The following is a 20,240-nucleotide window of genomic DNA, read 5'->3' as shown; positions in this document are numbered from 1 at the left end:
GCTCAGCGAGCGCCGCGCAGCAGTCGCAGCAGCCCGGCCACCGAGGCGACGCTCGCCTCGCCCCAGCTGAACCGGTCGTCCCACAGCGTGATCAGCCCGTCGCGCACCTCGAAGGTGCCGTCGACGTGGAACCGGCTGCCGTAGGCCTTCCAGGTCAGCGTGTCGTGGCGGTCGGTGAGCACGGTGGAGCCGTCGGCGCCGACGTGGTGCAGCTCGACGCGGACCCCGACGCCGCGGGCGGTGAGCATGTCGAGGGCCTCGGCGACCTTGGCGCCGCGCACCGTGGGCAGCCGGGTGTTGCGCCACTCCACGTCGGGGGCCAGCAGGGCGTTGGCCCGGTCGGTCTCGCCGGCGTCGAGGTGCTCGAGGAAGGCGCGGACGACGTCACGGGGCTCAGTCATGGCGCCAGCCTAGAGACCCCACGGCACGGGCTCACCCCAGCCGGGAGTGCACCTCGGCCGCGGTGGTCTCGCCGGAGCGCACCGCCCCCTCCATGTAGCCGTTCCAGACCGGCGAGCACTCGGTGCCGGCCCAGTGCACGCGGCCCACGGGCTCGCGCAGCGCGCTGCCGAAGCCGGTCCAGGTGCCCGGGGTGAAGTGGGCGCCGTAGCAGCCGCGGGTGAACTCCTCGGCCGACCAGTCGCGCTCGAGGTACTCCACGGGGGCGGCGGCACGGGGGCCGAAGTAGCCGACCAGGCAGTCCACGACGGCCTGCCGGCGCTCGGCAGGGTCGCGGCCCGACCACTCGCGGGCGGCGCTGCCCTCGAGGAAGCAGAGCAGGATGCCGCGCGGGTAGCCCGGCGGCGAGTTGTCGAAGACCACCTTCACCGGGCCACGGTCGGAGGCCACCTGGCCGTTGAGCCCCTCCTCGCGCCAGAAGGGCGTCGGGTAGACGGCGTACACCTTGATGACGCTGCCGGCCGGGGTGCGCTGGGTCAGCTGGTCGCGCAGGGCGGGCAGGAGCGGCCGGTGAGCGAGCCGGCCGGCCAGGGTGGGCGGCAGGGCCACGACCGCGCGTCGTGCCCGCCAGCGCCGGCCGTCACGGGTGCCGACGGTGACCTCCCGGTCGTCCTGCTCGACCTGGCTCACCACCTGGCCGAGCCGGACGTCGAGCGGCGCGGCCAGCCGCTCGCTGAGCAGCACCGACCCGCCCTCGATGCGGTCCTGCTGGGCGCCGGCCCCGGTGGCCATCAGGGTGTCCAGGTCCTGGCCGGAGCGGGTGTAGAAGAGCGCGTGCAGCAGCGACACGTCGCCGGCCCCGGTCGCGAGGACGGCCTCGGCGAAGAGGTCGAAGTAGGCGCGCCCCGCGGCGGTCCGCAGGTGGCGGTGCACCCAGCTGTGCAGCGTCTGGGCGTCGAGACGCCCGGCCTCGGGGGTCAGCCACGGGTGGTCGGTGTCGACGCGCCGAGCCAGGCGGGCGAAGCGGGTCACGCCCTGGGCGAGGTCGGCGAGGGCGACCGGGTTCAGCCGCGGCACGGCGCCCTTGGCGCTGCTCATCCGCCGGGTGCGGCCGCCGAGGGAGAAGAGCATGTCCCCGTCGTCGTACGTCGGCACGGTGCGCAGGCCGTGCTCCGCGACGAGCTCGTACATGCGGTCCTGGGTGGGCCCGATCCACTGCCCGCCGAGCTCGACCCACTGCCCGTCGGAGAGCAGGCCTCCCTCGGTCCGGCCCCCGACCCGGTCGCGTGCCTCCAGCACGACCACGGACCGGCCGGCCGCGACCAGCGCGCGGGCGGCGGCGAGCCCGGCCAGGCCGGCACCGACCACCACCACGTCGTGACTGCTCATCGACCGACCTCCTGGGCGCAGCCTAGTGATGTCGGGGCGCGCTCACCGGGGGTTGATGGGCTCCGCGATCGACTGCATCCGGCGGGTGGCCAGCTCGATCATCAGCTGGGCGGCGGGGGAGAGCACCGCGTTGGTGCGGTGCACGATGGCGAAGGTGTCGAACTGGCGCGGGCGCAGCGAGACGAACCCGGCCCGGGGCGCCAGCCGTGGCAGCAGCTGCTCGGCGGCGCCCCGGGGGATGACGCTGTCGGCCAGGCCCATCCCCACCAGCTCGACCGCGGTCTCGACGTCCTCGACCTCGATCCGGCTCTGCGGGTTGCGACCGGTCTCGTGCAGCATCTGGCGCAGCGTGGCCCGGGTCGAGTCGACCGCGCGGTAGGTCGTCTCCGGCATCACCAGCGAGGCCTGCGCGAGCCGGTGCGCGGTGACCGGGGAGGCCAGGTGCTCGGGGTCGGCGCTGATGTAGACCAGCTCCTCCCGGGCAACCGGTCGCACCGCGATGCCCTCGCTGGCGACCGTGGAGACCGCCAGCATGGCCGCCTCGAGACGACCGCGGCGCAGGTCCTCGACGACCTCGGTGGAGTTCTGGCCGACGAGCTCGACGCGCACGCCGGGGTAGCGCGCCAGCACGTCGGCGATCAGCGCGGACCCGGCGTACAGGCGAGCGATGCCGAACATGCCGAAGCGGATCGTGCCGGTCTCGAGCGACTTCACGCTCGCCACGGCGCGCTCGGTCTCCGCGATGGCGGCCAGCACCTGCTCGGCGTAGGGACGCATGGTCTCGGCGACCGTGGTCGGCACGACGCCGCGCCCGACCCGGTGGAAGAGCTGCACGCCGAGCGACTTCTCCAGCGCCCGGATCTGCTCGGAGACCGACGGCTGGGCGTAGCCGAGCTCGTCGGCCGCGCGGGTCAGCGACCCCTGCTCGTAGGTGGCGAGGAAACATGTGAGCTGGTGCACAGAGAGCACAAGGCTCATCCTATGGCTTCCGCAGGAAAGTCAGGCTACCCCTATTGCTACCGGCGAGTCAGACTGGACGCAGACACCACGTCTCCGAGTCGAGAAAGGAACCGCCGTGCTCACCCACCTCTGCACCTCCTGCAGCAAGCGCCAGCTCATCTTCCCCTCCCAGATCACGGCCGTCACCGGCTCCGAGACCGGGCCGGTCGCGACCTTCACCTGCTGGTGCGGCTCCGAGCAGTCCGCCCCGCTGGGCTGGGCCGACGCCGAGCCCCGCAAGCGCGTCCTCGCCGCCTGAGCGAGATCCACGTCGTACGCCGCCGTCCCTGCCGCCTGATTTCTCGCGGCCGGGGCGGCGTCTGTATGCTCACCCGCGTTGCCCGCAGCCGGAGACCGGCACGGGCAGCACGCCGCCTTAGCTCAGTCGGTAGAGCGTCTCACTCGTAATGAGAAGGTCGTCGGTTCGATTCCGACAGGCGGCTCCAGAAGCCTCCTCCGCCACACGGCTCTCGTCGCTCCGGCGGGCGCAGGGAGGCGCCCCCAGGCAGCAGTGCCCGTCGTTCAGGCGAGGCCCGAGACCTCGCGGTAGAGGTCGACGTGCTTCCGCGCTGCCGCGGCCCAGGTGTAGGACCCCGCGAGGGCCCGGCCGGGGCCGGGGTCGCGGTGCTCGCGCAGCTCGCTCGCCATGGCGTCGGCGATGCCGGCGACGTCGGAGGCGTACGCCACCGTCTCGCCGAGGACCTCGCGCAGCACCGGCAGGTCCCGCGCGACCACCGGGACACCAGCCGCGAGCGCCTCCATGGCGGCCAGCCCGAAGCCCTCCTTGGTGGAGACGAAGCCGAGTGCCGAGGCCTCGGCCACCAGGGAGGGGAGCGCGGGGTCGTCGACCGGGCCGAGCACGAGCGGTTCGGTGCCCAGCTCAGCGGCCAGCTCCACGGCGCGGGTGTCGAACGCCGCGCGGTAGTCGCGGTAGTCGAACAAGGTCTCCCCGCCCCCGAGGACCAGCCGGACGTGGGCGAGGTCGGGGCACGCGCGCACCATGGCGGCGTGCGCCTCGAGCAGGTCCAGCGTGCCCTTGCGCGGCTCGATGCCGCCCAACGCCAGGACGTACGGCGCGCCGATGCGCTCACGCCAGGCAGACCGCCCGGCGTGGTCGCGCGCGGCCTCGGCGAACCGCGCGGCGTCGACTCCGTTGGGGATCACCGCGGGCCGCAGACCCCAGCCGCGGCGCACCTCCTCGGCGACCGCGGTCGAGACGCACACGCGGCTGGTGGGCTCGACGACGGCGCGCTCGTGGCAGGCGACCAGCTCGGGGGTGGTGAAGGTGTCGAGGTGGTGGATGGTGCGCACGCAGGGCAGGGCGGCGTTCGCGCTGATGCAGTCCTGGGCGTGCACCACGTCGTAGCGGCCGCGCTCGACGGCGAAGGCCGAGCGCAGCACCGCGATGGATCGCACGATGCGGGCCCCCACGTCCTCGCCCTCGACCTCGGGGAACGGCACCGCCCGCACACCGACCCGGGGGTCGACACCGCGGAAGAACGTCGTGTCCCCGCCCCGCCCGAGGGTCCAGACGTCGACCGATTCACCCAGACCGGCCAGGGCCTCGGCCAGCGCCAGGGTGTGCACGACGCCACCACGGGGCTTGGTGGAGTAGGTGAGCAGCGCGATCCGCACGGTCACACCCCCTCGCGGTCCGCCGCGCGGAGTGCCAGGTACGCCTCCGGGGTGCGTTCGGCCAGGTGGTGCAGCACCCGGCGGGCCCGGGCGACCTCGCCCTCCGGATCGAGCTCGGCGACCGCCAGCCCGCCCTTGGAGGAGGTGCGGGCCAGCACGTCGCCGCCCGGGCCGACGACCTTGGCCTGCCCGAGGAAGCGCAGGCCACCCATCACCCCGGTCTGGTTGGAGGAGACCCACACGACCTGGTTCTCCGCGGCGCGGGCGCAGTCGTAGAGGTCGAAGAGCCGCGACTGCCGGTCCTGCGGCAACCGGGAGGCGCGGTCGGTGACCGAGGCCGGCCACGCGGACAGGCACGCCAGCACCGTCGCGCCGTCCATCGCCAGGGAGCGAGCCGCCTCGGGGAAGGTCTTGTCGTAGTCGATGAGCATGCCGAGCCGCCCCAGCGGGGTGTCGAAGGCTGCGAAGGACTCGCCCGCGTCGTACACCAGCGACTCGCCGGCGGGGCGGTGGACCTTGCGGTGCCGTCCGAGCACGCCGGACCCGTCGAGGCACACCGCGGTGTTGAACACCCGGTGCTCGCCGGCCACCACGCCCTCCTCGGTATAGCCGAGGGCGAGGACCATGTCGCCGGCCAGCGTCCGCACCCGCTCGATCTCGGGGGAGTCCTCGCACAGGCCCGGCGGGAGGCTGGAGGGATCGGGCCGCCGCAGGTCGCAGAGGTAGCCGCCCAGGGTGGCGTCGGGCAGGACGAGCAGGTCCACCCCCGCCGCACGGGCGTCGGCGACGATCCCGGCCAGCTTGGCCAGGGCTCGTTCGAGGTCACGGCCGAAGTGCGCGGCCACGGCGCCGATGCGCAGGACTCCCACGGCAGTCCGGATCCCGCTAGCCCGCCAGCGCGACCGACGACGCGGCCGGAGCCGGGGAGACCCGACGCGCCAAGGCCGAGGCCGGCTCGGTGAGGGCTGGGCCGGCGCGGCCGGTGAGGTGGCCGGTCACGTGCTCGGCGTCCGCGGCGATGCCGAGGAACCGTCCCGAGCCCCAGGTGTGCAGCCACGGCAGGCCGAGGAAGTACAGCCCCGGGACGGAGGTGACGCCCCGCGTGTGGGTGGGCCGGCCGGTGCCGTCGAACACCCCGGCCCGCACCCACCGGTAGTCGGGCCGGTAGCCGATGGCCCACACGATGCTGGAGACCCCCGCCGCGGCGAGGTCGAGCGAGGTCGGCTCCTCCTGCGGCTCCCAGACCGGCTCGTACGCAACGCCCGGGGGCGCCGGCACGTCGTGCGTCTCGATCCAGCGGTCGATGTCGCGGCAGATCGAGCGGTGCACGTCGTCGGCCGAGTCCAGCGCGGCCCGCAGCGTGGGCCGGAAGGCGAGCCGCGTCCCGTCGGCACCCAGGCCCTCGAGCAGTCCGTAGAGGCGCATCCCCTCCACGGCGAACCGGCGCAGGTCGATGTCGCGGCCCCCGTCCCGCCCGGTGACGTAGTGGTTGGTCTTCTCGCGGGCGGTGGCGCCGCCGGGGTACTGCGCGACCGCGGTGTCGTAGAGCCCCATCTCCGCCAGCCAGGTCATGCTGTCGCGCCCCCGGTGGAACCGGGCAACCCGGGGTGCGTCGCCCAGCGCCAGGTGCACCTCGCGGCCGGCCAGGTGCAGGTCCTCGGCGATCTGGGCCCCGGACTGGCCCGACCCGACCACCAGCACGCCGCCGCCGGGGAGCTGGTCGGGGGCCACGTAGTCGGCCGAGTGGATCTGGGTGACCGCGCGCGTCACGGCCGGCGCCCACGGCGGCACGATCGGGAGGTGGTAGCCGCCGGTGCACACGACGACCGCCTCGGCCGCCCAGCTCTCCGGGCCCTCCGGTCCGACCGCCTCGACCACGAAGCCGCCGTCCTCGGACTCGGCCAGCGAGGTCACTCGGGTGTGCTCGCGCAGCGGCGGCCCGAAGGTCGGTGCGTACCCGGCGAGCCACTCGACCACCTGGTCGCGAGTCATGAACCCGTCCGGGTCGGGGCCGTCGTAGGCGTAGCCGGGAAGGCGGCAGTGCCAGTTCGGGGTGACGAGGGTGAAGCTGTCCCAGCGGGTGTCGGCCCACTCGTGGCCGGCGGTGCCGGCCTCGAGGACCACGTGGTCGACGCCGTCGCGCACCAGGAACCAGCTGGTCGCCAGCCCCGCCTGGCCGCCGCCGACGACGACCACGCGCGTCCGACGGGCGGGGGGTGAGGTGGGTGCGGTCATCTCAGGACTCCTGCGGGAGGGGCGGGTGGAGGCGGAGGACGGTCACGGTGGACCGGTCGGGGCAGGTCGCGGCGAGCGCGTCGATGTCGGTCAGGCTGGCCGCGGCGGAGGTGCAGGCGAAGCCGAACCGGGCACGGACCCGCTCGCTGGCGATGCCCAGCGCAGTGGCGGCACGGTCCCGGAACTCGGCGACTGGGTAGGTGGCGCCGGCGGCCAGGTGGTCGTGGACGACCAGGGAGGGCGAGTAGTGCTCGACGACGCGTCCGTCGGGCCAGCGCACGGTGAAGGTCATCTCAGGCACGCCCGGCTCCGGTCAGGGAGGAGGTGGTGACCGCGGCGTAGGTCTCGGGACGGCGGTCGCTCAGGTGGAACATCGCGCGTCGGGCGGTCTCGAGCGCTGCCGGCACGTCGAGCTCGGCGACGGCCAGCCCGGGCTCGGTCCCCGTCGTGGCCAGGACGTCGCCGCCGGGACCGACCACCTTCGCGTGTGCGACGAAGCGGAGCCTGCCGAACGTGCCGTGCTGGTTGGCGGCCAGCCAGACGACCTGGTTCTCCAGGGCGCGGGCGGCGTCGAAGAGGTTGAAGCGCTGGGTCCAGCGGTCCTCGGCGAGCGAGGCTCCGGTCGCGGTGCGCGAGGCCGGCCAGGCGGAGATGCAGGCGATGACGTCGGCGTCGTCGACGGCCAGCGCGCGGGCCGCCTCGGGGAAGGCCTTGTCGTAGCAGATCAGGGTGCCCAGCCGGCCCATGGGCGTGTCCACGCAGGCGAAGTCCTGGCCGGCGGAGTAGAACAGCGACTCCCCGAGCGGCTGGTGCACCTTGCGGTGGGCACCCAGCACCCCGTCGCCGGTCACGACGGCGGCGGTGTTGTAGCGCTCGGACCCGTCGGACTCGCACAGCCCGACGACCACGGTCATCTCCCGTGCGATCTCCGCGACGCGGCGCAGCTCGGGCCCGTCGAGGTCCATCGCGGGCGGCAGGTCGTCGGGACGCTCGTCGTGGCTGCCGTCCCGGCCGACGCCGAGGACCGAGAGGTAGCCGCCCAGGCAGGCCTCGGGCAGCGCGAGCAGCCCGACCCCGCGGTCCCGGGCGTCCTGGACGAGTCCACCGACCCGGGCGAGGTTGTCCTCGACGTCGCGGCCGAAGGCTGCGCAGGCTGCGGCCACGGCGGTGCCGGCGCGGGCAGGCGTGGTGCTGGTCATCAGGCGGTCCCCATTCCGGTGACGGTGGAGGTGACGGCGTCGGTGACGACGCCGTCCGGCCAGCGCAGGCCCACACCCGAGCCGGGACGGAGCTCGCCACAGGCTGCGGTGGTGAGGTGGGAGGGGAGGAGGTCGGTGTCGGGTGCCGAGGCCTCGGCCGAGACCAGGGCGAACCCGGGGAAGCAGGTGAGCCAGTCGGCGGTGCCCGCACCGTCCGGCGTCGGCACCTCCGCGACGTCGAGCACCGCGCGGCAGCCGCTCGCCTCGGCCAGCATCCCGGTGCTGCCCACCAGGCCGCTCATGCTGACGTCCTTGGCGGCGCTCGGCGCGAGCGCCGGCACCACCTCCAGCTGGGATCGCAGCTGTTCGGGGGTGCGGTGGGAGGTGGAGTCCCACTGGGCACCGCTGTAGCCGCGACGCCACTCGCCGCCGAGATCGGCGGTCACCCGGAGGCGCTGCCCGGCCCTTCCGCCACCCCCGGGGACGGGTGCCGAGGTCCTGCCCAGGGCGGTGACCGCGAGCTGGCCGGGGACCCCGAGCTGGGTGTGACCCCCCAGGACCGGTACGCCCCAGGCGGCGGCCGCATCGATGATCCCGCGCAGGACGCGCCGGGCGAAGGAGGCGTCGCGGGCGCCGACGGCGTCGAGCAGCCCGACGGGCCGGGCGCCCATCGCGGCGAGGTCGTTGAGGTTGACCAGCACGCTGCACCAGCCCGCCCACTCCGGGTCGCGCTCGACCATCGCGGGCAGGATCGCGTCGCAGGCCGCGACCAGCTCGCTGCCCGGCACGGGCGCGGCGTCGTCCCCGCGGAAGCCCGCGGGGGCTCCCGTGGAGAGCTCGGCGAGCAGCAGGCCCAGCGGCGCCTTGGTCGCCTCCGCGAGCCGCTGGACACGCCCGATCGGGAAGTCGACGACCAGGTGCGGGTGAGCGAGGCGCACGGTCTCGTGGCGCACGCTCCAGCCCAGCCGCTCGAAGAGCCGGCGGTGCTGGGCCTGGATCTCGGCGTCGAAGCGCAGCGCGCCCTGGGTCTCGGCTCGCGCACAGGCGGCGCGGACCAGCGCCGCGCCGACGCCGAGGTGCAGCCGGGCGTCGGCGGCCACGGCCAGCCGGCTGCCCCGCCACCAGCCCAGATCGCGGGCGGGCGGCGTGCCGTCGGCCGTGGGAGCCGGGTGGATGCGCACGCCGCCGAGGACCTCGTCGCCGGCCCGGGCCACGAGCACCACCGTGCGCGGGTCGTCGTCGACCGGGTCGTCGTCGGAGCCGTGGAAGAGGCCCTGCTCGGCGACGAAGACCTCGTGGCGCAGCCGCCGGTAGTCGGCCAGCTCGCGCGGCCCCGCCTCGACGACGACGTACGACGCGTCGGCGTGGCGCTCGCGCGGAGTGCTGCGCAGGGGCCCGGTGAGGACCGAGACGTCGAGGGTCATCTCAGGCTCCTTCGCAGGCGAGGGCCGAGCAGGCGCCGCACGCCGCGCAGCCGGCGGACTGGGCGGCGCCCGCCATCCCGGCGCGGCGCAGCGCGGCGCCGACGCGGCTGGTCACCGACGCGACGTTGCGCGGGTCCGGCGCCGGCACCCGGTCGACCTCGGTGGCCAGCGTCCCGGCCAGCGGGCGGAACGGGACCACGAACGGGTAGACGCCCATGTCGATGAGCTCGGTGGCGGCGGCGACCGTCTCGTCCGGGTCCTCCCCGAGACCGACGAGCAGGTAGGTGGAGACCTCGTTCCAGCCGAAGACGCGGACCGCCTCGGCCCAGGCGGCGCGGTACTCGCTCATCGGGACCGAGCCCTTGCCGGGCATCCAGCGGCGCCGCACGTCGTCGTCGAGGGACTCCACGTGGATGCCGATGGAGCGGGCACCGGCGTCGTGGAGCTCCTGGATCGTGGCCAGGTCGCCCGGGGGCTCGCACTGGACCTGGATGGGCAGATCGGGCAGCACCTCACGCACCGCCCGGACGCACCGCGCGAGGTGGGTGGCGCCCCGGTCGCGGCCGTTGGAGGTGCCGGTGGTCATCACCATCTGCGTGATGCCGTCGAGCTCGTGGGCGGCCAGCGCGACCTCGGCGACCTGCGCCGGGGACTTCACCGCGATGGTCGAGCCCTGGCGCAACGACTCCTCGATGGCGCAGAAGCGGCAGCGCTGGTCCTCGTCGTAGCGCACGCAGGTCTGCACCACCGTGGTGGCCAGCACCCGGGCGGAGTGCAGCCGGGCGATCTGCTCGTAGGGGACACCGTCGGCGGTGGTCAGGTCGTAGAAGCGGGGGCGGGTGATGGTCTCCACGCCCAGGCCGGTGTCGGCGCCGTCGAGCAGGAGCTTGCCACCGGCGACGGTGTAGGGGCTGCGGGGGTTGAGGGGGATGGCCGCGCCGACTCCGTCCAGCAGCACGTGCCCGTCGTCGCTCGGTCCGGCTCCGGCCCGGCGGGAGACCGGCGCGTCGGCGAGTCGGATCCCCTGGATCGCCAGGTCCACGCGCGTGGCGCTGGCGGTGCTCGTCGGGTGGTTGCCTGTGGTGCTGGTCGGCGCGGCCATCGTCAGGGTCCGTCCGAGATCAGAGGTTGTAGACGGAGTTGATGATCGCGCCCTTGTTGGCGAAGTGGATCACCGCGTCCTGGACGTCGAGCGGGTGGCACGGGATGACCCCTTCGATGAGGTCCTCCTCGCGCTGGCCGTGCAGGGCCATGCCGAAGCGGCAGCAAAGCACGGTGCCGCCCTCGGCGATGAACGTCTTGATCGCGTCGTTCATGTTCTGGTTGCCGGGGAAGGCCACGTCGCCGGTGGTCGGGAAGCCGCGGGTGTCGGCGCACGCCAGCGCGCCGGGGCCGTAGAAGTAGAGCGTGGCGTCGAAGCCCTTGCGCAGCGCCCGCGTGGTCTGCAGGACGGCCACGAACGAGACGGAGGACTCGTGGGGGATGCCGTGCACGAGGGTGAGCCAGGCCTGGCCCTCGCTGGCCTGGTAGTCGGGGAACAGCTTGGTGGAGCCGTAGAGGTTGGTGCCCTTGCCCTGTGAGGGGTGGGGGACCTCGGCCTTGGACTTCTCCATCGCGGCGAGGATCTCGTCGTCGAACACGGACATGTGCGTCTCCTGGTGGTGAGAGGTGGGTGCGGGTGGTCGACGTGCAGGTGCTGCTGGTCGTGCGCCTCAGGACCCGTAGAGGGCCTCGAAGTTGCCCCGGAAGAGCGCGTCGGTGAGCTCGGGGTCGTCGGTGGCGGCGGCCAGCCGGGCGTGCTCGCCGGCGTGGTCGCCCCAGGGGGTGTCGGTGGCGAAGAGGACGCGGTCGTGGCCGATGCCGCGCCGCTGGATCTCCTGGCACAGCCAGGCCGGCGCGAAGCCGATGGCCCAGGAGGTGTCGGTGTAGACCTGCAGGCCGCGCTCGATCCAGTCGAAGAACCTTCCGCCGATGAGCTTCATGTGCCCGCTCATCCCGCCGCCGAGGTGGACCAGGTGGATGCGGGTCCGTGCCCCGTAGGCCTCCACCAGCCTCCCGACCTGGTCCACGTCGCTCGCGGCGCCGGGGGAGGTGTGCACGTGGACCACGAGGTCGCGCTCGGCGGCGACGGTGAAGATCCGCTCGAGCTCCTCGGCCGAGTCCTCGGCGTCGACGGCGCCGCCGAGGAGGAAGCTGGTCTTCAGCGCGGCGACCCCCTCCTCACCGGCCAGGGCCAGGGACGCGGTGTTGCGCTCGCTGTCGCTGCCCTTGGGCGAGACCCACAGGCCGCAGCGCACCCGGTCGTCGGCCTGCGCGGCCTCCAGGGCGAGGTGGTTGAGCCCGAAGGCCACGTCGGGGTCGGGGACGCCGTAGTTGGGGAGCACCAGCGCCCGCTCGGTGCGCTCTGCGTCGAGGTCGGCGAAGAGCTCGGCCACGCTCTCGCGGGCGGTGGTGTCGGGGCTGATCGGTGGGCCGCCGTAGAACGGGTACGACGGCAACCGGCCGATGTGCCGATGGGCGTCGTGGGCGGCGGTGGGCATGTCGAGAAGTCCACCGCGGACATGTTTCAGCCTGGTTGAGACAGGAATACGGGGTGCTACCTGGTCTGTAAAATCCTGGTTGCGGGGGCGGCAGCCGTCTTCTCCCCCCGGCCCGGTGGTCTCGACCGGGGGGCTCCTGGACACGGACGGCGGCACCGGTGCGGTCCGTAGGGGACTCACGGTGGATCATCAGGCCACTGTCAGGTCGGTGCCGCACGCTCGGTGCATGACATCGCCAGCCCGTCCCCGCAGGTCCGCCCGCGTCGCCGCTGCGATCCGCTCCGTCCCGGGGCGCGGCAAGCGCGCCGCCGTCACCGTGGCGCTCGTCGGCGCGACCGTCCTGGCGGGTCCGCTGCCCGCCGCCGAGGCCGACGGGGCGACGGCCGCCTCCTACCCGGTCGTCGACGAGGTCGCCACGGCCGCGGAGGACGAGCTGGCCGCCGGCCTCGCCGCCGAGTACACCGGCGCGGTCGACGGACACGACGTGACGGCGCTCGTGCACGGGGTGTCGCGGCGGTTGCAGGGCGAGGCCCTCTCGCCGCGGCTGACGCTCCTGACCACCGAGGCCGTCAGTCGCCGGGCCCTGACGGACCACCTCGCGCGCGGGACCGCCCTGCCGTCCTGAGGGGACGGACCGCAGCGCCCCTCCGCAGGGGCGAGGTGCCGCCGCCCTCCTCCGGTTAAGATCCGGTGCCGCGCAGGACGCGCGGGGAGGCCCGCCTCCGCGAGCGTGGAGGCACGACGATGGCATCGACGGGCTCGTCCGGGGTCCCGCACCGCGCGGGCTCCACGCCCGACGTGCGGACCGCGGTCGTACGCCGCCTGGTCGTCGGCAGCGGACGCAGCTCCTCGCTCGACCGCCTGTGCGAGCTGGCCGCGGCGCTGCTCGACGCGGGGTCCGCCCAGGTCTCGCTGATCGGTGAGACCCAGGTCGTGGTCGGCGGCCATGGTGCCGGCAGCGCCGCCGTCGGCGTGGAGACCCCGGCCGCGGACTCCCTGTGCACGGTCACCGTCGGGCTCGGTGCGCCGCTCGTGGTGCCCTCGGCCGGCACGGACCCGCGGGTCCGGGCGCTGCCGCCGGTCGTCTCCGGCGCGGTCGGGGCCTACCTGGGGGTCCCCCTGGTGGTCTCCGGCGGTCAGGTCGTGGGCGCACTGTGCGTCTACGACCCGGAGCCGCGCGACTGGTCGGAGCTCGACGAGAGCACCCTCCAACGGCTGGCCGAGGCGGTGGTCGGGGACCTCGAGCTGGCTGCGCTGGGCTCCGACTACGAGGCGCAGCAGGTGGCCTGGCGGCTCGCGACCGACGCGGCTGGGGTGGGCGCCTGGGAGTGGGACCTGACCACCGGCGAGCTGCGCTTCGACGACCGGCTCCTCGAGCTCTTCGGCCTCGCCCCCGACACGTTCGGCGGCACCATCGATGCCTTCACCGACATGGTCGACGCCGAGGACCGGCCCCGCGTCACCGCCGCCCTCGAGCGCGCCATCGCCACCTGCGGCGAGTACGCCGCCGAGTACCGCATCCACCTTCCCGACGGCCGGGTGCGCTGGATCGGCGCGCGTGGGCGCGGGCTCGGAGACGGCGGCGGGCGGGCGCTGCGCGTGCTGGGTGCGGCGTACGACACCACGGCCGTGCAGGAGGGCGAGGCCCGCGTAGCCCGGGTGCTGGAGTCGATGCCCACCGCCTTCTTCCAGCTGGACCGCAGCTGGCGCTTCTCCTACCTCAACGGCGAGGCCGAGCGGCTGCTCGGCCGCAGCCGTGACGAGCTGGCCGGCCAGGACATCTGGGTCTGCTTCCCCGCCGCCGTCGGCAGCGACTTCGAGCACCACTACCGCCTCTCCGCCCGCACCGGTGAGCCGGTCGCCTTCGACGCCTACTACCCAGAGCCGCTCGACGCCTGGTACGAGGTGCGGGCCTGGCCCAACCCCGACGGCCTGGCGGTCTACTTCGTCGACGTCACCGCCCGGCACCGCGCTCAGGAGCAGGTGGCGCGCACCGCGCGGCGCGACGCGCTGGTGGCCTCCGTGACCGAGCAGCTCGGTGGCACCCTCGACCTCGAGGAGGCGCTCGCGCGGCTGGGCGCCCTGGTCGTGCCGGGGCTGGGGGACTGGTGCGTCGGCACGCTGGTCGAGGAGCCCGGCCACGAGGGGCGGCTCCCCGGTCTGCGCGACGTCGGCGGCTGGCACCGCGACCGGGAGTCGCAGCCCCTCGTCGACCGGTTCGCCGAGGTGCGGCTCTCGCGCCTGGTCGACCAGTCCTTCATGCCCGCGGTGCTGGCCGCCGACCGTCCGATCGTCGCCCCCGGCGCGACCGAGGGGCTCTGCGCCGTCTTCGAGGAGGGCGAGGTGACCGACCTGGTCCGCCGGCTCGCACCCGAGCACGTCGCGGTCGTCACCCTGCGCGGACGCGACCGCGTGGTCGGGCTGCTCACGGTGCTGCGCGACCCCTCGAGCGGCGCCTTCAGCGGCGACGACCTCGACACCCTCGCCCAGGTCGCCGAGCGCGCCGGACTGGCCGTCGACAACGCCCGGCTCTTCGCCGAGCAGCGCGACCTCGCCGAGGGCCTGCAGCGCAGTCTGCTCACCGCGCCCCCGCAGCCCGACCACCTCGAGATCGTGGTGCGCTACGAGGCCGCCGCCGAGACCGCCCAGGTGGGCGGCGACTGGTACGACGCCTTCGTCCAGGACGCCGGAGCCACCATGCTGGTCATCGGTGACGTGGTGGGCCACGACACCGCCGCCGCGGCCGCGATGGGGCAGGTGCGCAACCTGCTGCGCGGGATCTCGGTCTTCAGCGGGCAGGGGCCCGCCGACGTGCTGCACGGGGTCGACCGGGCCCTCGACACCCTGGGCGTCGACACGACCGCCACCGCGGTGCTGGCCCGCCTCGAGCAGACCCCCGCGGAGGTCGAGGAGGGCGTGACCCGCCTGCGGTGGTCGAACGCCGGGCACCCGCCGCCGGTCGTCCTGGCCCCCGACGGCTCCGTCGACCTGCTGAGCACCGACGACCCCGACCTGCTGCTGGGCCTCGACCCCGACGCCGAGCGGGGCGAGCACCAGGCGGTGCTGCCGCGCGGCTCGACGGTGGTGCTGTTCACCGACGGGCTGGTCGAGCGGCGCGGCGAGGACCTCGACGTGGGGCTCGACCGGCTGCGGCGCGAGCTGGCGAGCCTGGCTGCGCTCGACTGCCCGCTCGACGAGCTCTGCGACCGGTTGCTGGTGCGGATGGTGCCGAGCGTCCGGGAGGACGACATCGCGCTGGTGGCGGTCCGGCTGCACGAGCAGGACGGGTCGCCGCCGCCCCGGGACGGCAGGACGGGCACCGGTGCCGAGGGCCCCGACGGTGCCGAGGGGGCCGCCGCCGGCAGGACCCTGCTGAGCGGTCGGATCGTGCGGACACGGTTCCCGGCCGACCCCTCGAGCGTCCCCGGAGCGCGCCGCTTCGTCCGCGAGACGCTGCGCGGGCGTGACGTCGAGCTGGTCGACGACGCCGAGCTCTGCGTGGGCGAGCTGGCCGCCAACGCCGCGCTGCACAGCCAGGGCGTGTCGATGGACGTCTCGGTGCGCCTGGACCACGGCGCGGTCACGGTGTCGGTGAGCGACGAGGGCGTCGTCCCGGCCGAGGCCGTGGTGCCGCGCCTGGTCGCGGAGCCCGACGACCCGTCGTACGGCGAGCCCACGACCGGGCGTGGTCTCGGCATCGTCTCGGTGCTGGCCGACGACTGGGGCGTCGAGCGCTTCCCCGGTGGGACGAGGGTCTGGGCGCGGTTGCTCGACGAGCGTGCCGACAGGCCGGTGCGCCCACCCGACTCGCCTCCGGGGCCGGTCGGCGTCGAGCCGGAGGACGGCGGCCCCGCGGAGACGTCGCCGGTGCTCCTGCGTGGCTGCCCGGTGCGGCTGTGGCTGCGTCAGGACGAGCACATCGACGAGCTCGTCCGCGACCTGCAGCTGCTCTCGGCCACCCACGTGCTCGACCCCGGCCTCGCCTCGATAGACGAGGTGCGCGAGCTGCTGAGCGCCTTCGCGCCCCTGCGCCGCGGCACCCGGCTGGCGGTCGAGGAGGCGCACGCGCGAGGTCTCGCGGAGCTCGACGTGACGGTCGAGCTGCCGGCCTCGGCGGCGGTCGGGGCCGCCCGGCTGCACGACCTGCTCGCGCTCTTCGACGAGGGCCCCGACGACGAGCGGATGCTCACCGTGCGGGCCGAGCCCGACGTCGTGCTCCTGCGGGAGTGGATGATCGAGCAGGTGCGGGCCCAGCTGGAGGAGGGCGCCGACGCCGTGGGGTGGGCGGCCTGGCCGCCCCGGGGCCCCGCCTCACCCCCTCCGCGGGCCTAGGCTCGCCGGGACCGAGCGAGACCGATCTCCACCGGACGGGGCAGCAATGAGCGACCTGATCTTCGCCAACGGACGGCTCTTCGACGGGCTGAAGTACCACCACGACCACGCCGTGGGCGTGCGCGGCAGCAGGATCTACGCGGTGGGTCCTCTCGACCGGGTGCGGGAGGAGATGGCGGCCGGTGGCCGTCGGGCCGAGGAGGTCGACGCCGGCGGCGGCCTGGTGATGCCGGCCTTCCACGACGCCCACATCCATCCGCTCATCGGCGGGCTCGAGCTGCGCAGCGCGCTGCTGACCGACTGCACCGGGGCCGAGGCGTGCCTCGAGAAGATCGCCGACTGCGTCGCCGAGCAGGGCGACGTCGGCGACCGGTGGTTCCGTGGCGGTGGGTGGTCGCTGGACGACTTCGACGCGAGCACCGGCCCGACCGCCGAGATGCTCGACCGCGTCGTGCCGCACCGTCCGGCGTTCCTGCCCAGCAACGACCACCACAACGCGTGGGTCAACACCCGCGCCCTCGAGCTGGCCGGCATCGACCGCGACACCCCCGACCCGCCGGACGGGTGGATCGAGCGCGACGCCGACGGGAACCCCACCGGCACGCTGCGCGAGGCCGCGGCGCTGCTGGTGCACCGCCTGGTCGACACCACGCGCGAGGAGAAGCACGCTGCGCTGCGCGACGCCGAGGCGCACCTGCACTCGTGGGGCATCGTCGGCTGGCAGGACGCCCTGGTCGGCGGGTACGCCGGCATCGACGACCCGACCCAGGCCTACCTCGACCTCGTGGAGGCCGACGAGCTGACCGCGCGGGTGCGGTTGGCGCTGTGGTGGGACCGCAACCGTGGTGTCGAGCAGATCGAGGAGCTGGAGGCCGAGCGGGCCCGCCTCGGCGAGGCCGGCCTCGACGCCGGGTCGGTCAAGCTGATGGTCGACGGGGTCTCCGAGACCCTCACCATGGCCGTCGACGAGCCCTACCTCGGCGGCGCCCGCTGCCCCTGCGCGGGCGGCGAGCGGGGGCTGGCGTTCATGGAGCCCGAGCAGCTCGACGAGGCCGTGTGCGCGCTCGACGCCGCCGGCTTCCAGGCACACTTCCACGCCCTGGGCGACCGGGCCGTGCGCACCTCGCTGGACGCCATCGAGGCCGCGCGACGCCGCCACGGCTGGAGCAACCAGCGCCACCAGCTCGCGCACCTCCAGCTGGTCGCGCCGGTCGACCGCAACCGCTTCCGACTGCTCGGCGCGATCGCCAACGTCGAGGGCATGTGGGCGCGCTACAACACCCCCGCCGTGCAGATGGTCAAGCCCTACCTCGATGACGAGCGCCTCGACTGGCAGTACCCCTTCGCCGACATCGTCGACAGCGGGGCGCTGGTGGCCGGCGGCTCGGACTGGCCGATCAACCCGCCCGACCCGATGGAGGGCATCCACGTGCTGGTCAACCGCTCCTCGCGCAGCACCGACGAGAGCGACGAGGAGCCGCCGATGCGCGACGACCAGGGGCTCACCCTGCTCCAGGCGCTGCAGGCCTACACCAGCGGTGCCGCCCACGCGAACCACCAGGAGGACTCCGGCAACCTGCGCGTCGGCGCCTCCGCCGACGTGCTGGTGCTCGACCGTGACCCCTTCGACCTGCACGAGGACGAGATCGGCTCCGCCGAGCCTGTCACCGCCTGGGCGCGGGGCTCGGAGGTCTACCGCCGCGACTGAGGCCGGTCACAGGCCGAAGGCCGCGGCGTACCTGACGGTGCCTGTGGGACCGGCGGGGCCGGTGCCGGGGTTGCGGTCGCCCTCGCCGAGACGCAGTGCGAGGAAGCTGTCGTCGGGGACCTCCATCGGGGCAGTCACACCCAGCGCCGAGGCGGGGCTGAAGCCGAAGCGGGGATAGTAGGTGGGGTGGCCCAGCACCACGACCAGCCGCTCACCGCGTGCGGCGGCAACGTGCAGCCCGTGCCGGATCGTCGCGGCGCCCGCCCCGCGCCGCTGGTGCTCGGGCAGGACGGCGCAGGGCGCGAGCGCGAGCGCGGGGTCCCCACCCACGTGACAACGAGTCATCAGCGCGAGGGCCACGACCTCGCCCCGCTCGTCCGCGGCCACCACTGACAGCTCGGGGATCCAGGCCTCGGGGTCACCGCGGAGACGGTCGACGAGTTCGGCCTCGGCCGTTGTCGGGAAGGCGGCGATGAGCACGCGGTGTACGGCGGCGCGGTCGTGCGTCGTCTCCGCGCGCGTGGCCCACATGGTCGCTGCCTCTCGGTTGCCTGGACGAGCAGTCAGTTTCGCACCATCGAGAGGTCACGTCCGCACCGTCTCGAGCGCCTCGAAAAAAGTTTCGATCTGCCTGTGGAAAACGGCTTCTGACCTGGTGCTTTGTCGGTGGGCCCTGAGATACTTTACTCATGTCCACCACCGCGGCGCACCCCATCAACGGGGCGGTCGCGCGCATGCACTCGCTGCTCGACGAGCTCGCCGAGGTGCCGACCTGGTCGATGGGCCAGGCGGCGACGGCGGAGGCGATGGTCGACATCGCACGGCTCGAGGCGAGGGTGGTCGAGCTGAAGTCGCGGACCCTCGTGCACGCGGAAAGCGTGGCGGTGGCGGAGACGAATGCGTCGCCCTCGGTGGCGGTGTGGCACTCCAACGCGACGCGGTCGACGAAGCGGGAGTCGTTCCGTCAGGTGCGTCTGGCGGCGGGTCTGGATCGGTACGACGTGGTGCGGGAGGCGCTGGGTCGCGGTGACGTCATCGCGGAGCAGGCGTCGGTGATCTGCACTGCCCTGGACGAGCTGCCCGACGACTTGGACGCCGCTGTGTTGGAGCAGGCGGCGAAGGCGCTGGTGGCGTTCGCGGAGGTGCATGACGCCAAGGCGTTGCGGGTGCTGGGTCGCCGGATCCTCGAGGTGGTCGCGCCCGAGGTGGCCGAGGCGTGGGAGGCCGAGCAGCTGGACCGCGAGGAGCGCGAGGCCGAGAAGTCGTCGGTGTTCCGGATGCGCGAGGACGGCCACGGACGGATCAAGGGGTCCTTCGCGGTGCCGCTGCTGGTGGGGCAGATGCTGGAGCGGGCACTGCTGGCGTTCGCGGCACCGAAGCACCAGATCGCGAACCGTGCCGCCGACGACGCGGGCGGGCGGAGTGAGCAGGACGAGCAGGCGCCGGTGCCGGTACGGCGCCCGACGGCGCAGCGGCTCGGTGCCGCGTTCGTGGAGCTCGTCGAACGGCTGAATCCCAACGACCTGCCCCAGGCAGGCGGGGTGAACGCCACGGTCGTGGTGACGATGACCCTCGACTCGCTGAAGGGCGGTCTGGCGGCGGCCACGCTCGACACCGGCGACCGGATCAGCGCCGCGACCGCACGCCGCCTGGCCTGTGAGGCCGGCGTCGTCCCCGTTGTCCTCGGCGGGGGCGGCCAGCCGCTCGACGTGGGACGCGCGAGGCGGTACTTCACCCCGGCCCAGCGGATCGCCATGGGCATCCGCGACGGCGGCTGCACCGCGAAGGGCTGTGACGCCCCGCCGGCGATGTGCCACGCCCACCACGACGACCCCTGGTCCCGTCACGGCCACACCGACCTGGCCCGCGGACGGCTGCTGTGCCCGTTCCACCACCGCCGGATTCATGATCCCGAGTACGAGGCCGACGTAGGCGGCGACAACCAGGTCACCTTCCACCGGCGAACCTAGAGGCACGCGCGGAACTTGCCGCCGTAGGTTGAGCAGCGAGGGCCGAAGGCTCGAGCGTCGTCGAAACCCAGTGAGCCCATGGCGTACGGCGAGCGCGGTGCTCGCGGGGTCTCGGCGTCGCTCGTCGCTGGCGCTCCTCCCTGCTCGACCAACGGGGCCTCACGGGTCTCGGCGTCGCTCGTCGCTGGCGCTCCTCCCTGCTCGACCAACGGGGCTGCCGCGTGTCGTTGGTTGAGCAGCGAGGGCCGAAGGCTCGAGCGTCGCCGAAACCCGGTGACCCCATGGCGTACGGCGAGCGCGGTGCTCGCGGGGTCTCGGCGTCGCTCGTCGCTGGCGCTCCTCCCTGCTCGACCAACGGGGCCTCACGGGTCTCGGCGTCGCTCGTCGCTGGCGCTCCTCCCTGCTCGACC

General features: G+C 74.2%; 18 protein-coding genes and 1 tRNA gene. 6 read left to right on the top strand and 13 right to left on the bottom strand.

All coding sequences use genetic code 11. From position 1 onward, the window contains the following. Positions 1 to 2: 2 nt before the first annotated feature. From QWJ41_RS05805 to QWJ41_RS05795, 3 genes are read right to left on the bottom strand one after another with little or no spacing between them, the layout of a single operon-like run. Positions 3 to 401 (bottom strand): limonene-1,2-epoxide hydrolase family protein, encoded by a 399-nt coding sequence (locus QWJ41_RS05805; RefSeq protein ID WP_302706395.1) that lies wholly within the window; start codon positions 399 to 401, stop codon positions 3 to 5. A gap of 31 nt (positions 402 to 432) precedes the next feature. Then, positions 433 to 1,788 (bottom strand): flavin monoamine oxidase family protein, encoded by a 1,356-nt coding sequence (locus QWJ41_RS05800; protein ID WP_302706393.1) that lies wholly within the window; start codon positions 1,786 to 1,788, stop codon positions 433 to 435. Positions 1,789 to 1,830: 42 nt separating this feature from the next. Continuing rightward, positions 1,831 to 2,766, bottom strand: a complete 936-nt coding sequence (locus tag QWJ41_RS05795; RefSeq protein ID WP_302706392.1) for a LysR family transcriptional regulator — start codon at positions 2,764 to 2,766, stop codon at positions 1,831 to 1,833. 97 nt (positions 2,767 to 2,863) lie between these two features. On the opposite strand from QWJ41_RS05795, the gene QWJ41_RS05790 reads away from it, so the two are divergent. Further along, on the top strand, positions 2,864 to 3,046 hold the full coding sequence (locus QWJ41_RS05790) for a hypothetical protein (RefSeq protein WP_302706391.1): 183 nt from the start codon (positions 2,864 to 2,866) through the stop codon (positions 3,044 to 3,046). Between the two features lie 111 nt (positions 3,047 to 3,157). Further along, positions 3,158 to 3,233: transfer RNA gene (locus QWJ41_RS05785), tRNA-Thr, on the top strand. 76 nt (positions 3,234 to 3,309) lie between these two features. On the opposite strand, the gene QWJ41_RS05780 is transcribed toward QWJ41_RS05785, so the two are convergent. The 9 genes from QWJ41_RS05780 to QWJ41_RS05740 form a co-directional block, all read right to left on the bottom strand. Next, complete coding sequence (locus QWJ41_RS05780; RefSeq protein ID WP_302706389.1) at positions 3,310 to 4,428, bottom strand: MSMEG_0565 family glycosyltransferase; 1,119 nt, start codon at positions 4,426 to 4,428, stop codon at positions 3,310 to 3,312. Next, complete coding sequence (locus QWJ41_RS05775) at positions 4,425 to 5,291, bottom strand: carbon-nitrogen hydrolase family protein (RefSeq protein WP_302706388.1); 867 nt, start codon at positions 5,289 to 5,291, stop codon at positions 4,425 to 4,427. The genes QWJ41_RS05780 and QWJ41_RS05775 overlap by 4 nt, the downstream gene beginning before the upstream one ends. Positions 5,292 to 5,307: 16 nt before the next feature. Beyond that, complete coding sequence (locus tag QWJ41_RS05770; RefSeq protein ID WP_302706386.1) at positions 5,308 to 6,657, bottom strand: MSMEG_0569 family flavin-dependent oxidoreductase; 1,350 nt, start codon at positions 6,655 to 6,657, stop codon at positions 5,308 to 5,310. A 1-nt stretch (position 6,658) separates the two neighbouring features. Then, the gene (locus QWJ41_RS05765) at positions 6,659 to 6,949 is read right to left on the bottom strand and encodes an MSMEG_0570 family nitrogen starvation response protein (RefSeq protein ID WP_302706784.1); all 291 of its coding nucleotides are present in this window, start codon (positions 6,947 to 6,949) and stop codon (positions 6,659 to 6,661) included. 1 nt (position 6,950) lies between these two features. Beyond that, complete coding sequence (locus QWJ41_RS05760; RefSeq protein WP_302706384.1) at positions 6,951 to 7,856, bottom strand: carbon-nitrogen hydrolase family protein; 906 nt, start codon at positions 7,854 to 7,856, stop codon at positions 6,951 to 6,953. Then, entirely contained in the window at positions 7,856 to 9,280 is a 1,425-nt protein-coding gene (locus QWJ41_RS05755) for an MSMEG_0567/sll0787 family protein (RefSeq protein WP_302706382.1), read from the bottom strand. Before QWJ41_RS05755 ends, QWJ41_RS05760 begins: the two co-directional genes overlap by 1 nt. A 1-nt stretch (position 9,281) precedes the next feature. Then, positions 9,282 to 10,382, bottom strand: a complete 1,101-nt coding sequence (locus QWJ41_RS05750; protein WP_302706380.1) for an MSMEG_0568 family radical SAM protein — start codon at positions 10,380 to 10,382, stop codon at positions 9,282 to 9,284. Positions 10,383 to 10,401: 19 nt separating this feature from the next. Beyond that, the gene (locus tag QWJ41_RS05745) at positions 10,402 to 10,926 is read right to left on the bottom strand and encodes an MSMEG_0572/Sll0783 family nitrogen starvation response protein (RefSeq protein ID WP_302706378.1); all 525 of its coding nucleotides are present in this window, start codon (positions 10,924 to 10,926) and stop codon (positions 10,402 to 10,404) included. 66 nt (positions 10,927 to 10,992) lie between these two features. Further along, positions 10,993 to 11,820, bottom strand: a complete 828-nt coding sequence (locus tag QWJ41_RS05740) for an amidohydrolase family protein (protein WP_302706376.1) — start codon at positions 11,818 to 11,820, stop codon at positions 10,993 to 10,995. A gap of 226 nt (positions 11,821 to 12,046) precedes the next feature. Here QWJ41_RS05740 and QWJ41_RS05735 point away from each other — a divergent pair, with 226 nt between their 5' ends. From QWJ41_RS05735 to QWJ41_RS05725, 3 genes are all read left to right on the top strand, one after another. Beyond that, entirely contained in the window at positions 12,047 to 12,445 is a 399-nt protein-coding gene (locus tag QWJ41_RS05735) for a hypothetical protein (protein ID WP_302706374.1), read from the top strand. Positions 12,446 to 12,564: 119 nt separating this feature from the next. Further along, the gene (locus QWJ41_RS05730; protein ID WP_302706372.1) at positions 12,565 to 16,152 is read left to right on the top strand and encodes a SpoIIE family protein phosphatase; all 3,588 of its coding nucleotides are present in this window, start codon (positions 12,565 to 12,567) and stop codon (positions 16,150 to 16,152) included. Positions 16,153 to 16,198: 46 nt separating this feature from the next. Continuing rightward, entirely contained in the window at positions 16,199 to 17,860 is a 1,662-nt protein-coding gene (locus QWJ41_RS05725; RefSeq protein WP_302706370.1) for an amidohydrolase, read from the top strand. Positions 17,861 to 17,866: 6 nt separating this feature from the next. Here QWJ41_RS05725 and QWJ41_RS05720 read toward each other — a convergent pair whose 3' ends face one another. Continuing rightward, complete coding sequence (locus QWJ41_RS05720; protein ID WP_302706368.1) at positions 17,867 to 18,391, bottom strand: GNAT family N-acetyltransferase; 525 nt, start codon at positions 18,389 to 18,391, stop codon at positions 17,867 to 17,869. A gap of 158 nt (positions 18,392 to 18,549) precedes the next feature. Here QWJ41_RS05720 and QWJ41_RS05715 point away from each other — a divergent pair, with 158 nt between their 5' ends. Beyond that, complete coding sequence (locus tag QWJ41_RS05715; RefSeq protein WP_302706366.1) at positions 18,550 to 19,830, top strand: HNH endonuclease signature motif containing protein; 1,281 nt, start codon at positions 18,550 to 18,552, stop codon at positions 19,828 to 19,830. The last annotated feature ends 410 nt before the right edge of the window (positions 19,831 to 20,240 follow it).

This window comes from Nocardioides cremeus, from assembly GCF_030518195.1.
Taxonomy (GTDB): Bacteria; Actinomycetota; Actinomycetes; order Propionibacteriales; family Nocardioidaceae; genus Nocardioides; species Nocardioides cremeus.
The sequence above is the reverse complement of the archived record's forward strand: the minus strand, read 5'-3'. Positions and strand labels throughout refer to the sequence as shown.